We start from the raw sequence: 12,618 nt of genomic DNA on the forward strand, positions 1-12,618 counted from the left end.
AATCCCGCACGCGTTAAAGCTCAGAAGCAGCCGGCGCGGTATGCGCGAGCTCTTCATCCATCGACGGCAGAGCCATATAACCGGCAGCCTCGATCAAGACGTCAGACACAGACGCGTCGAGCGCATGGCACACGGAGGCCAATAGCTCAGAAGAAACTTCCTTGCGGCCTCGCTCGAGCTCCGACAAGTAGCCCGGTGACACGCGGGCGACGCTAGCCAATTCGCGCAGGGTAACTGACTTATCCGCACGGAATGCGCGCAGAGTCAAGCCCAATGCTTCACGCAATAGTGGCTCGGGGGCACGGGCAGGTTGTGGCGCCGATGGTGCCGCTGCCGCAGGTTCCGCGGCAGTCTGCGCCGAGTGGTCGAGGACTGCTGTAGAAATGTTCATCGTAAGTTTTAACGCTCCTTCGATGAAATTTGTTCCCCACTGGTAGGAAAATTTTTGAGGATCGCACCAAGTTGGGCGATCGCAGCTCCTACCGTGGCCTTTCTAATTTGGTTTCGTTCAGTGCCCAAGTCACGCAAGCAAAAAGACTGCGCTATGCGCCCGGCGGAATAGATTCCTAAAAATACCGTGCCGGGTTCTTTTCCTTCTTGTTTATCGGGCCCAGCGACGCCGGTAAGCCCTAAACCCCAATCCGCCCCGGTTTCCGCAGCAGCGGCGCGAGCCATATCAACTGCAGTTTCGCCAGAGACGACGCCTACGCGCTCGATCTCTGAGACTGGTTTGTCCAGAAAGTGAGATTTCACCTCGGTGGCATAGGTGATAAGGCCACCGTGCAAGACGGCAGACGCGCCTGGCACCGAAGCGATAGTAGCGCTGGCTAAGCCGGCAGTCAGCGATTCGCACAAGGCCACGGTCTCGTGGCGCTCTGTTAATAAGGCAACGAGGTCAGATTCTGTAAAGGTCATTGCGTTTAGCTATTTTGCTTCTGTCCATCGATGAGATACTGCACGCCGGTAATGACCGTTACCACGACGGCCATCCACATGATGAAGGAGGTAGGAATATCCATCCACGAGGGAAGCGGCCACAAATATAGACCCACGGCGAAGGACTGCAGGACGGTCTTTAGCTTGCCGCCTTTAGAGGCTGGGACGACCTTTCCGCGGCGCAACAGGGCCATGCGCCAGATGGTGATGCCGAATTCGCGAATCAAAATAATGACGGTGACCCAGACCGAAAGCTGATCGACGATATTGAGGCAGACAAGCGCTGTAGTCATGAGCGCTTTATCAGCAATGGGGTCGGCAATCTTGCCAAAATCGGTAATCAACCCGCGGGCGCGGGCAATATCGCCATCGAGCTTATCCGTGAGCATTAAGGCGGCGAAGACGCCAAAAGACCACCACTGATGGCCGCCGATGACCAGCCATGCAAAGACCGGAATGAAAACGATACGCAGGCAGGTGAGGAAATTTGGCAGATTCCAATTAGAGACCTGCGGATTCACTTCCGAGGACTGCGCTGACTGTGCTCCGGGTTGATTCACCCTATACATACTACCCGCTTGGGTAATGGTCTCGCGGCACACTCCCCCGAGAATTTATACTGTCCGGTATGAAATTTTTTGCAGTCAATTATGAATACAACCCAGCCAACCCAGAGATAGCGAAGGTCCGCCCGGCCCACCGCGAGTTCACCGGGAAACTATTTGATGAGGGCACCATCGTGGCCTCGGGACCGTTCACGGATTCCCAAGGCGGCGCGCTCATCATTGTGCGCTTTGACGATGATGACACCGAGGTAGCCGATGTCATCCAGCTGATGAACGATGATCCCTTCTATCAAGAAGGCTGCCTCCAGGGCCGCAGCTTCCGCGAGTGGAATCCGGTTAAAGCCCGCTTCTAGGCTCTCTCCCCTAGTTGGGTAGGTCTTCCTTGGACAGATCCTCGGCCCTGCCCAGGTAATCGCCGCGCGTATTGCGCACGATCTTATTTCCTTCCTCGTCCCAGTCGTAGTGGTTGTGGGATACAGCCACTACGCCTTGGGGTTTATCGCGCATGTTCTTGATAACCGATGCAAGAACCGTGATGACCAAGACTCCAACGATAACCACCAGCGAGCCGATCGTGGAGATTTCTGGCACGGATTCAATGTTGTCGCCGCCATTGATAAACGGCAGGTTATTCTCGTGCAACGCGTGGAAGAGCAGCTTGACGCCGATGAAGCCCAAGATGATGCCCAGGCCATAAGGCAGGTAGACGAGGCGGTCCAAGAGGCCATCGATAAGAAAGTACATTTGACGCAGGCCCATCAGCGCGAATGCGTTGGTGGTAAAGACCAAAAACGCCTCTGAGGTAATGCCGTAGATTGCCGGGATGGAGTCGAAGGCAAACATGACATCGATAAGCCCAATGGATACCAGCGCGACGAATAGCGGCGTGAAGGCGAACTTGCCCTTCTTAGAGCCATCGTCCACGCGGTGGGTGAGCTTATCCCCGTGGTACTGCGGGGTAACATCTACCGCCTTGCGCACGAGCTTGATGATGGCCATATCGTTCGGGTTGGTCTCCGGCGCGTCCCGAATCTCATCGATGACCAACTTGATGGCGGTGTAGAGCAGGAAGATGGCAAAGAGGTAGAAGATATCGGACCACGCCGCGATAACCGCCGCGCCCAACAGGATGAATACGAGGCGGAAGACGAGGGCGATGATGATGCCGATGAGCAGCACCTTTTGCTGGTACTTGCGCGGGATTTTAAAGGATCCCATGATAAGCGCAAATACGAAGAGGTTATCCACGGAAAGCGCCTGCTCTGTGACATAACCGGTAAAGAACTGGATGCCGTGCTCGTGGCCCCACACGGCCCACACGACGCCGCCAAAAACTACGGCGACGCAAATATAGAAAAGGGTCCACAGGCCCGACTCTTTCAGGGTGGGCTCATGTGGACTGCGCACGTGAGAATAAAAGTCGAATATAAAAAAGGCTAAAATCACCGCACCGGTGACCAGCCACACCCACAATGGGACGTTCATCGCGAGATCCCTCCGGTCGAATTTACTTTAAGAAAGTGACCGGAGGTCTCCCCCGCCCAGCGGATATTCCTCGCTGGGCCGACACGACCGGGAGCGCACAGCTACCGTGTTGACGATCTATGCCGAATGTGGGGTACTCCCCTCCAAGACCGTGACCATCTTACACTACTTAGAAGGCCCCGGAGGATGGGTTATAGGTTGCTTGCACCGTCCGCGTATCGGAATCGGGCGAGTCGGGGGCATCGGAAAGAGCGGAATCTGCGGAATCACCGGCATCATCGTCTTCTTCCTGGTTCATCTCGTCCTGGATTTCCTTGGGGGCATCGGCAGGGTCGGCGCCCTTAATCATCCACAGGATGGTGTCGAGCTCTTCCGGCTTCACCAGCACCTCGCGCGCCTTGGAGCCTTCCGATGGCCCGACGACGCCGCGCGATTCCATCAAGTCCATCAGGCGGCCGGCCTTGGCAAAGCCAATGCGCAGCTTGCGCTGCAGCATCGAGGTGGAACCCAGCTGGGCGGTGACCACCAGCTCGACGGCCTCGAGGAGGTCATCCATGTCCTTGCCAATGTCATCGTCGATCTCCTTCTTCGCCTCAGACTGCTTTTCCTCGGTCACGCCCTCGGTGTAGTTCGGGGCGGCCTGGGATTTAGCGGCCTCGACGACATCCATGACCTCGTCATCGGAAACGAATGCACCCTGCATGCGCACTGGGCGCTTGCCCTGCGGGATAAATAGACCATCGCCCATGCCGATGAGCTTTTCCGCACCGCCTTGGTCCAAGATGACACGGGAGTCGGTCAAGGACGAGGTGGCAAAGGCCAAGCGGGAAGGCACGTTGGTCTTGATAAGGCCGGTGACCACATCGACGGACGGGCGCTGAGTAGCAAGCACCAAGTGAATGCCGGCGGCGCGGGCCTTCTGGGTGATGCGGACGATGGAGTCCTCGATTTCCTTCGGGGCGGTCATCATCAAGTCCGCCAGCTCGTCGACGACGCAGACGATATAAGGGTACGGCCGAACCTCGCGCTCGGAACCTGCCGGGGCCTGGTATTCGCCGGAGACTACCTTGCGGTTATAGTCCTCGATCTTGCGCACGCGCGCGGCCTTCATATCCATGTAGCGCTGCTCCATCTCCTCCACCAGCCACTGGAGGGCCGCGGCGGCCTTCTTCGGCTGGGTAATAATGGGCGTAATCAGGTGCGGGATGCCCTCATACGGCGTGAGCTCGACCATCTTTGGATCGACGAGGATCAGGCGTACCTGCTCCGGGGTGGCGCGGGTCAGCAGCGAGACCAGCATGGAGTTCACGAACGCGGACTTACCGGAACCGGTAGCGCCGGCAACCAGCAGGTGCGGCATCTTCTGCACGGAAAAGGATGTATATTCGCCCTCAATATCCTTGCCCAGGCCAATCAACATTGGGTCCGGGGAAGACGTCATGCTGGGCGCGTCCAAGACCTCGCGCAGGTGGACCATTTCGCGGTCTGGGTTAGGAACCTCAATACCCACTGCGGACTTGCCCGGAATCGGGGTGAGCAAGCGCAGGTTATCGGTAGCCACGGCATAGGCCAGGTTGGATTGCAGGTTCGTAATCTTCGAAACCTTAACGCCTGGTCCAAGCTCAATCTCATAGCGGGTCACCGTGGGGCCACGGCTAAAGCCAGTCACCTGAGCATTGACGTTGAACTCTTCGAAGACATCGGTAATGGCCTCGATGATGCGGTCATTGATCTCGGTGCGTTCCTTCGCAGGCGTGCCTGGGGTCAGCAGATCGGTAGAGGGCACCGCATAGTTGTCGTTGCCAAATTGCGCAGGCACGGGCGCTTGGGGCTGTGTGGCAGGCTGTTCCGCCGCCGCGGTGGATTCCACCTGTGCGCCGGTGGCCGCATCGCGCCCAGAGCGCTCGCGGAATAGGCGCCGGGCTTCCTCGTGCGCCGAAGACACAGCATCGGAACCGGCCTTGGCGGCACCAGCGGCCGCGGCACCAGCGGCAGCTCCAGCAGCAGCGCCCTTGGCCTTGGCGGCTGCACCTGCGGCACCAGCCACACCAGAAGCAGCGGCAGCACCGGCGCCAGCAGGCCCAGCGACTCCAGCGGCCCCAGCACCAGCCGCTCGGCCAGCCCGCGACTTGCGGCCGGTAGAAGACCCGCCAGTGGCAGAACCCAAGACGCGGGTGGGCTCGCTTTCTGGCAGCGCAGGTTGGGCGGATTCCGCGTCGTCAGCGTAGTCAGCATCGTCTACTGCCGGGAAGGCATCGGTATCCCCCATGCGGGAATCTGCACCATAGCCCAGTTCTTCGTCGCTGCGGTCTACGGGCTCATAACCCGCACGGACTGGGGTGTTGAAGGCGACGGTGTGGTCGTCTGCGGGGGCATCGTCAAGCGACTGCACCGGATAGGAGCTGCCGGTCTTGCGCAGGGCGGACGTGCCGCGACGCTTCGGCGCAGGACGCTCGGAGCGCTCGCGGCCATGTGCAATATCGTCGATATCGCCAGACACGTGGCCGTAGAGATCGTCATCGTCGGCCTCGTCGTAGTCCGCCTCGCTGCCGCCAAAGCGGGACAAGGCCGAGCGCAGCGAATCCGCCACGAGCTCGTAGGCCTCGCGGATGGTGATTCCCGTAACCAGTAGCGCGCCGTAAATGATGACGAGGAAGAGCAGCGGCACCGCAACATAGGAGGTAAACGCAGCATCGAGGATCCCGCCAATGGCAAAGCCAACAACACCGCCGGCCCCGCCTGCGGTATCGGTTGTATATCCGAGCGGCGGATTACCGGCAAAGATGTGGATGAGGCTCAGCATCGCCAGCACGATGATCGTCGTGCCGCCCGCAATGCGCGGATTAATGCGCCCGGATGGACCATCCATTTCCATCATGAGCGAAATGGCCAGCGCGACGAGCGCAATGGGAAGCACCCACGCGCCGGCGCCGATGACGTAGCGCACCAGGTTGCCCACCCAGGCGCCCACCTGGCCGGCGACGCCAAACCATACGGTGGCGGCGAGGACGATGGCTACGCCGATGAGCACCAGGGCAACCGCATCCGGATTATTGACTCGCAACCCGCCCTGAGAAGGAGTCGCCGCCTCCTCGGCAGCCTGTGCTTCCTCCTCTGCTGCGATATCGCGCGCGCGAGTTACCTTGCTCTTCTTCTTTTTCCCGGCGCTATCAGAAATTTCCTGTGGCTCCCTTGTTCTCTCGAAATCCTCCGTGCCATCTGCAAGTGCATCTTGGCTCGGTTTTAAGCCCGCAAGGCCATTGCCTAGGCCGCGGGCAACATTGCCCATTCCGCGCGCGGTGGCACCAAATGCAGAGCCAAGCCCCTTGCCGACGGCCCTAAATGCACTCCCCGTACGCTCTTGCGTCGTTCCTGCCGCGCGCCCAGACGAGGTCATCTCCAGCGTCTCTGGCACACCGGCGCTGGACTGGCTGCGGCCAGACGGCCGCGACCGGTTCGCTTTCCGGCCAGGCGCGCTTTTCGATGCTCGCGTCTGGTTCCGGCGCGATCCGCGAGAGGAGGCATTTTTGACAGACATGTCATTTACCTTAACCGGAAAACCCCACAAATCACATACGCCACACGCGTGGCAGAGCTAGTTAACCGAGAAATGTCCCGAGTTCGGGCTAAAAAGGTGCAGCACGGGCCACAAAAGCGGCTTTTTCTAGCCTACAGGGTTGACATCTTGATGGCTGACTCGTCGCCATTGATGGTGACTTGTACGACATCGCGCCCGTATGCCCACAGGAGGAGTTCGCCAACCTCCCCGCTTACGCGGACCACGCGATCGCCGCGATCGGCTACCCCGTGCTTATCTGCCACGACGATGCGCTGCATCCCGTCCGGCTGCAGGATCACCGGCTGGGTGGATTTACGCAGGCTCAATTTGGCCCAGATCTTCAAAAAACGGTGCAGCTTCTTCTGCACGGCCACAGAAAAATCGCGGGGTTCGGTCTGGCCATTGGCGCGGCGAATATCCTCGTGGTGGATGAAATGTTCGCCCAAATTTTGCTGGGCATCGAGAAAACGTGCGGGGTTGAACTTTGCCGGTCCCCTCCCCCAGGCATCGACAAGCTCATCGAAATCGCGGCGGGCGACCTTAGCGGATTCCTTTTCTAGGTGGGGCTGCAGGACCGAAAGGAACATGCCCGCTGCGGCATCGGGACGGTTTTCGCGCACCCACAGGTGGGCAACTAAGTCGCGCGTGGTCCAGCCCTCACACAGCGTGGGGGCGTCTGGACCTAGCTGATGCAGAAGCGCGACCATCTTGGCGCGTTCGGAAGATGAAAACGACATGTGCCCCAGCATACCGAGGTCATCGAAATGCTGGGGCACAGAAACTATGCCGGAATTAAATCCTTTTGTAATTAAATCCTTTTGTAGCAGAACCTACAGGGACTCGCGGCTGGCGTCGACATCGGCGTCATCAGCAAGCAGCGTGCCTGAATTCGTCGGCACGATGGTGGGCAAAATGACCGGCTCGCGCTTGTACTTGGAATCCATGAGCTTGGAGACCTTGCGGCGCAGCTTTTGCACCATCCGGTAGGTGTCATTCTCGCCCTCTGCGGCGAGATCATTCATGGTGTTTTCCACCATCTCCGCAACCTCGGGCACAACACCCCGGTCATCATCGGAGAAACCGGTGGTTGCCACGGTTGGGTGCTCGAGCAGGCGGGAGGTGCGGTTATCAATCACGCAGGTAATGGATACCACGCCACCGGCGCCCAAGTTGGTGCGGTCTGCCAAGGTATCGGCATCGACATCGCCCATGGACACGCCATCGACGTAGAGGTGGCCAACCTGCAGCTGGCCGACGACCTCCGCGCGGCCCTTGCGCAGATCCACCACGACGCCGTTTTGCGCCAAGACCGTCCGGTCGCGGGCCACGCCGGTGGAAATCGCCAATTCCTTATTGGCGCGCAGGTGGCGCCACTCGCCGTGGACCGGCATGGCATTGCGCGGGCGTGCCGCGTTGTACAGGAAGAGCAGCTCGCCGGAGTAGCCGTGGCCAGATGCGTGGACCTTGACGTCCTGATTGGTGATGACGTTGGCACCAATCTGGGACAGCATATTGATAACGCCGAAGACGGCCTCTTCGTTGCCCGGGATGAGCGAGGAAGAGAAGATGATGGTATCGCCATCGCGCACCGTAATCTGGCGGTGCTCGCGGCGGGCCATGCGGGACAGCGCAGCCATCGGCTCACCTTGCGTACCGGTGGTAATGAGCATGGTCTTGTGCGGGGCCATCTTCGCGGCCTCATCGATGGGGATGATGGTGCCGCGCGGGACCTTCAAAAAGCCCATCTTTTCCGCGATCTCCATATTGCGCATCATCGAGCGGCCATTGAAGGCCACCTTGCGGCCATTGGTCACGGCAGCATCGATGGCAGCCTGCACGCGGTAGACGTTCGAGGCGAAGGAGGCCAAGATGACGCGCTGCTTCGCATTAGCCACCAAGCGCTTGAAGTTGGCTGGGATATCGCCCTCGGAGGCGGATACGCCCGGCACGGTGGCGTTGGTGGAATCGCACAGCATGAGGTCAACGCCCTCGTCGCCGTAACGAGACAGCGCCGGAAGGTCGGTCGGACGGTTATCCAACGGGGTTTGGTCCAGCTTGATATCGCCGGTGTGGATGATATTCCCGGCCGGGGTGCCTAGCATGATGCCGAGCGCATCCGGCACGGAGTGGTTAACCGCCCAGAAGCGAACGCGGAAGCAGCCGTAGGTCACGTCAGACTTTTCGTTGACCTCAACGAACTTCGGCTTCTGGCGGTGTTCCTTACACTTGGCCGCAATGAGCGCGATGGTGAAACGGGAGGCCACGATGGGGATATCCGGGCGCAGCTTCAGCAGCCACGGGATGGCACCGATGTGGTCTTCGTGGGCGTGGGTGACCACGAGGGCCTTGACCTTGTCGATCTTTTTTTCAATCGGCCCGAAGTCCGGCAGGATGAGGTCCACGCCAGGCTCGCCAGACGATGGGAAGAGCACGCCGCAGTCAATGATGAGCAGCTCATCGCCGTACTCAAAGACGGTCATGTTGCGGCCGATTTCGGAGATACCGCCCAAGGCGTAGATGCGCAGGGTATCCTTCGCCTGCTTTGGCGGTTCCGGCAGGCGCTTGGTCAAATCAGCGCCCTGCATCGACTTCGGCACGTTGCGGCGGCCGCGGTTATTATTATTGCGGCCACGGCCTTTGCCGTTGCCGTTGCCGTTCTTTCCGTTGCCACCGTTGTTGTTCTTGTTATTGCCGCCGTGGCCATTGCCGCCGTGGTTATTTCCCTGGCCATTGCCATTATTGCCGTTTCCGCCACGGCCACGGCCGCGGCCGCCACGGGAACGCGAGCGGCGGCCGTTGTTATCGCCGTCGTTCTTATTATCGGCAGAGTTATTCTTGCCAGAGTTGCCCTGCTCTTCATTTCCAGCAGTGCCGGCGTTATTGGCAGGGGCCTGAAATACGGGCGAAGCCGCCTCATTGGAGGCGGTCTCAGTTTCCGAAGGTGGACCCGCCTTGCGGGTGACCTTGCGGGAACGGTTACGGGGTTCAGTCATTCTTAAAGGACTCCAGATTGTTCCAAATCACGGCGAAGTACCTCGCGTTCCTCCTCGCTCGCGGCGGTGACAGGAAGGCGGGGCTCGCCAACTTCAAAGCCCTGCAGGCGCAGAGCTTCCTTTGCAAATGTCGCTCCGCCCAACCGCGCCTGAGCGCGGGTCAGTGGAAGAAGCGTTGAGTAATTTATTTCTTGCGCGCGGGCCAAATCGCCCGCATCGAAAGCTTCATAGAGTTCTACCAAGGCACGCGGTGCAGCGTGGCCGATGACGGAGATGAAACCCGAAGCGCCGAGGGATAGCCACGGCAGGTTAATCGGATCGTCACCGGAGTACCACGCCAAGTCGGTTTCTTGGATGAGTTCTGCGGCCGCGGAAAGATCGCCCTTGGCGTCTTTCACGGCTTGGATAGTCGGCAATTCCGCAAGGCGGCGGAGCGTATCCGACGCCACTGGGATGCCCGAGCGGCCAGGAATGTCATAGACGCAAATCGGCAGATCCGTAGAATCAGCAACTGCGGCAAAATGCTCATAGACGCCCTTCTGGGAGGGCTTGGAGTAATACGGAGTCACCACGAGCAAGCTATCGGCTCCTGCGGCGGCGGACGCTTGGGCAACCTCGATCGAGGTTGCGGTGTTATTCGTTCCGGCGCCCGCACAGATCCGAACGCGGTCTCCTACTTCCTCTTTTACGGCCTTGAGCAGCTCCAATTTTTCGTCCAAGGACGTGGTAGGAGACTCGCCCGTCGTTCCACCCAAGATGAGTGAATCCACGCCGTTGTCTACGAGATGAGCTGCCAGGCGGCGACCCGCTTCTACGTCCAGCGCACCGTCACGATCAAACGGAGTGACCATGGCAACGCCAATGCGACCGAAGGTGTCAACGCCAGTCTTTGCTGTCATACCTGTGCTCATAGCCGTCAAGGTTACCCGCTAGGGCACCTTTTGGCCGCATCGGGGTGGCGCGTGTTAAGCGTAAGGGCTTGCGGCCATCTGCGTTCCATCGGCCAACGTGGTGATATGGAAGTCATCGAAAAGCGCTGGTGCTTGCTCCTGCAAATGCTTCAAGCACTCCACCGCCACTTCGCGCAATTCCGTATCAGCGTGCTCAGCCGCCCGCGCCCCAATGAAGTGACGCCACGCGCGGTAATTGCCGGTAACGACGAGCCTCGTTTCCGTGGCATTGGGCAATACCGCGCGCGCCGCCTGCCGCGCCTGCTTCTTTCGCAGCAGCGCATTCGGCTCATCCAGCTTTTCTTCCAAGGCCTCGAGCAGCTCATCGTAGACAAAACGGGTGTCATCCACGGCCTGCATGACCAACCGGCGCAATTGTTCATCTTCTTCCACCAGCTTGGGCAGCGCTACGTGCATCTCATTGGGATGCACAAAGCGCTGGGATAGCTGCGAAAAGGAAAAGTGCCGGTGGCGCACCAATTCATGGCTGGCTGAGCGCGAGAGCCCCGTAATGTACATCGTGGCCGTAGCGTGTTCCAGAAGCGCCGTATGGCCTACCTCCATGATGTGGTGCAGGTAGGCGGAGTTCGTCGCGGTCCGCGGGTTGGGTTTGTCAAAAGACTCATAACACGCCCGTCCCGCGAATTCGACGAGGGCCTCGCCATCGGTCGCCGTCTCATCGGCACGCCACTGCGTTCCCTGTGGCGGGTGAAACTCGGTGGCGGCAATGAGCTGGATATTTAGCTCACTCGCAGTGGCCATACCGTTACAGCCCCAGGTACTTGTCTAGCCCGACGACCAATCCCGGGTGCTGCGCAATCTCGCGCACACCGACCAAAACGCCAGGAGTAAAGGAGGAACGGTCATAAGAATCCTGGCGGATGGTCAGGGATTGCCCCTGCGCACCGAAAATAACCTCTTCGTGGGCCACCATGCCGCGGGTACGCACGGCATGTACTGGGATTCCGTCTACATTCGCACCACGCGCGCCCTCGAGGGACTTTTCCGTCGCATCCGGCATCTCGCCCAATTCGGCATCGCGGCGCGCCTGAGCAATGGCCTCTGCGGTGTGGATGGCGGTACCGGAAGGCGCATCCAGCTTGGTGGGGTGGTGAAATTCCACGACCTCTGCGGTCTCGAAGAACTTCGCCGCCTGCTTGGCAAGCACCATGGTCATCACGGCAGAGATGGCGAAATTCGGTGCGATCAGCACGTTTCCAGCGCCCTCTTGGCGGGTCCACTGCTCCACCTGGTCCAAGCGCTCTTTATCAAAGCCAGTGGTGCCCACCACGCAGTGAATGCCGTTCGCGATGCAAAATTCCAGGTTCCCCATCACTGAATCAGGCTGGGTGAAATCTACGATGACCTCTGCGTGATTATCAACCAATTGCTGCAGTTCATCCCCGCGGCTAATTTCCGCTACGAGCTCTAAGTCATCTTCGGCATTAACGCCTTCAACAATCGCCTTGCCGACGCGCCCTTGCGCTCCCAAGACTCCTACTTTGATCGCCATTGCGGGCCTCACTTTCTTAACGACTTTGAGTAAATCCTTTGTTTCTTTCCCATCCTATCGCGCTCGCCCATCCGGGGCGGGCGGGCGTCCGAACGGCAAAAATACCACTGCTAGACTGGGCGTCATGCAGATTTATATTGCGTCCGTTCCAGTAGATGACGTTGCTCGCGCCCACGATTTTTATGTCGATGTCCTAGGTTTCCGGATAAAAGATGACGTCACACACGGCGATTTCCGGTGGCTTACGGTCACCAACGCGGACGGCGATGGCAGCGTTGAACTGCTCCTTGAGCCCAAGGGCCACCCTGCCGCTAAGACGTACACCGAGGCACTGAAGGCGGATAATATCCCGGTCACCCAATTCTTATCGCAGGATGTGGAAAAAGAATACGCTGAGCTAAAGGACAAGGGCGTGGACTTTACCATGGAGCCCACCGACGTTGGCCCCTCCATTATCGCAGTCTTTGACGATACCGTGGGTAACCTCATCCAGCTCGTCCAATTGAAGCGTTAGGCCCACGCCTTCGCTAGTTTCCCTTGTACAACAATTGCATCACTTCCCCAGTTGGGCCACTTGTGTACCGGTAGAATTGAAAGAGACAACAAGGTAGACAAC

At 59.2% G+C, this 12,618-nt stretch carries 12 protein-coding genes; 2 read left to right on the plus strand and 10 right to left on the minus strand.

All coding sequences use genetic code 11. The features are described from left to right. Positions 1-13: 13 nt before the first annotated feature. The 3 genes from HMPREF1267_RS07815 to pgsA are packed head-to-tail and all read right to left on the minus strand — an operon-like array spanning position 14 to position 1,505. Positions 14-391, minus strand: a complete 378-nt coding sequence (locus tag HMPREF1267_RS07815) for a helix-turn-helix domain-containing protein (RefSeq protein ID WP_005278839.1) — start codon at positions 389-391, stop codon at positions 14-16. A gap of 8 nt (positions 392-399) precedes the next feature. Beyond that, positions 400-915, minus strand: coding sequence for a nicotinamide-nucleotide amidohydrolase family protein (locus HMPREF1267_RS07820; RefSeq protein ID WP_023028890.1), 516 nt, complete (start codon positions 913-915; stop codon positions 400-402). Positions 916-920: 5 nt separating this feature from the next. Next, on the minus strand, positions 921-1,505 hold the full coding sequence (pgsA, locus tag HMPREF1267_RS07825) for a CDP-diacylglycerol--glycerol-3-phosphate 3-phosphatidyltransferase (RefSeq protein WP_023017340.1): 585 nt from the start codon (positions 1,503-1,505) through the stop codon (positions 921-923). 59 nt (positions 1,506-1,564) lie between these two features. On the opposite strand from pgsA, the gene HMPREF1267_RS07830 reads away from it, so the two are divergent. After that, positions 1,565-1,855, plus strand: coding sequence for a YciI family protein (locus tag HMPREF1267_RS07830; RefSeq protein WP_005283496.1), 291 nt, complete (start codon positions 1,565-1,567; stop codon positions 1,853-1,855). Between the two features lie 10 nt (positions 1,856-1,865). On the opposite strand, the gene HMPREF1267_RS07835 is transcribed toward HMPREF1267_RS07830, so the two are convergent. The 7 genes from HMPREF1267_RS07835 to dapB form a co-directional block, all read right to left on the minus strand. Continuing rightward, positions 1,866-2,987 carry a TerC family protein gene (locus HMPREF1267_RS07835; protein WP_023028892.1) on the minus strand — a complete coding sequence of 374 codons (1,122 nt, stop codon included), beginning with the start codon at positions 2,985-2,987 and terminating at the stop codon, positions 1,866-1,868. A gap of 169 nt (positions 2,988-3,156) precedes the next feature. Beyond that, positions 3,157-6,525 (minus strand): DNA translocase FtsK, encoded by a 3,369-nt coding sequence (locus HMPREF1267_RS07840; protein ID WP_023028893.1) that lies wholly within the window; start codon positions 6,523-6,525, stop codon positions 3,157-3,159. Between the two features lie 131 nt (positions 6,526-6,656). After that, positions 6,657-7,295, minus strand: coding sequence for a TIGR03085 family metal-binding protein (locus HMPREF1267_RS07845; protein ID WP_005283505.1), 639 nt, complete (start codon positions 7,293-7,295; stop codon positions 6,657-6,659). A gap of 81 nt (positions 7,296-7,376) precedes the next feature. Next, positions 7,377-9,539, minus strand: coding sequence for a ribonuclease J (locus HMPREF1267_RS07850; RefSeq protein ID WP_023028895.1), 2,163 nt, complete (start codon positions 9,537-9,539; stop codon positions 7,377-7,379). 2 nt (positions 9,540-9,541) lie between these two features. Further along, the gene (dapA, locus tag HMPREF1267_RS07855) at positions 9,542-10,450 is read right to left on the minus strand and encodes a 4-hydroxy-tetrahydrodipicolinate synthase (protein ID WP_034667145.1); all 909 of its coding nucleotides are present in this window, start codon (positions 10,448-10,450) and stop codon (positions 9,542-9,544) included. Positions 10,451-10,504: 54 nt separating this feature from the next. Then, complete coding sequence (gene thyX / locus HMPREF1267_RS07860; RefSeq protein WP_023028896.1) at positions 10,505-11,251, minus strand: FAD-dependent thymidylate synthase; 747 nt, start codon at positions 11,249-11,251, stop codon at positions 10,505-10,507. 4 nt (positions 11,252-11,255) lie between these two features. After that, positions 11,256-12,002 carry a 4-hydroxy-tetrahydrodipicolinate reductase gene (gene dapB, locus HMPREF1267_RS07865; protein ID WP_023028897.1) on the minus strand — a complete coding sequence of 249 codons (747 nt, stop codon included), beginning with the start codon at positions 12,000-12,002 and terminating at the stop codon, positions 11,256-11,258. Between the two features lie 124 nt (positions 12,003-12,126). On the opposite strand from dapB, the gene HMPREF1267_RS07870 reads away from it, so the two are divergent. Further along, positions 12,127-12,516 carry a VOC family protein gene (locus HMPREF1267_RS07870; protein WP_023028898.1) on the plus strand — a complete coding sequence of 130 codons (390 nt, stop codon included), beginning with the start codon at positions 12,127-12,129 and terminating at the stop codon, positions 12,514-12,516. Positions 12,517-12,618: the final 102 nt, after the last annotated feature.

It is taken from the genome of Corynebacterium sp. KPL1824 (genome assembly GCF_000478095.1).
GTDB classification, from domain to species: domain Bacteria; phylum Actinomycetota; class Actinomycetes; order Mycobacteriales; family Mycobacteriaceae; genus Corynebacterium; species Corynebacterium accolens.

Coding starts and splice junctions, on each gene's coding strand:
- HMPREF1267_RS07815 (WP_005278839.1), bottom strand. CDS start 391: ATGAACATTTCTACAGCAGTCCTCGACCACTCGGCGCAGACTGCCGCG.
- HMPREF1267_RS07820 (WP_023028890.1), bottom strand. CDS start 915: ATGACCTTTACAGAATCTGACCTCGTTGCCTTATTAACAGAGCGCCAC.
- pgsA (WP_023017340.1), bottom strand. CDS start 1,505: ATGTATAGGGTGAATCAACCCGGAGCACAGTCAGCGCAGTCCTCGGAA.
- HMPREF1267_RS07830 (WP_005283496.1), top strand. CDS start 1,565: ATGAAATTTTTTGCAGTCAATTATGAATACAACCCAGCCAACCCAGAG.
- HMPREF1267_RS07835 (WP_023028892.1), bottom strand. CDS start 2,987: ATGAACGTCCCATTGTGGGTGTGGCTGGTCACCGGTGCGGTGATTTTA.
- HMPREF1267_RS07840 (WP_023028893.1), bottom strand. CDS start 6,525: ATGTCTGTCAAAAATGCCTCCTCTCGCGGATCGCGCCGGAACCAGACG.
- HMPREF1267_RS07845 (WP_005283505.1), bottom strand. CDS start 7,295: ATGCTGGGGCACATGTCGTTTTCATCTTCCGAACGCGCCAAGATGGTC.
- HMPREF1267_RS07850 (WP_023028895.1), bottom strand. CDS start 9,539: ATGACTGAACCCCGTAACCGTTCCCGCAAGGTCACCCGCAAGGCGGGT.
- dapA (WP_034667145.1), bottom strand. CDS start 10,450: ATGAGCACAGGTATGACAGCAAAGACTGGCGTTGACACCTTCGGTCGC.
- thyX (WP_023028896.1), bottom strand. CDS start 11,251: ATGGCCACTGCGAGTGAGCTAAATATCCAGCTCATTGCCGCCACCGAG.
- dapB (WP_023028897.1), bottom strand. CDS start 12,002: ATGGCGATCAAAGTAGGAGTCTTGGGAGCGCAAGGGCGCGTCGGCAAG.
- HMPREF1267_RS07870 (WP_023028898.1), top strand. CDS start 12,127: ATGCAGATTTATATTGCGTCCGTTCCAGTAGATGACGTTGCTCGCGCC.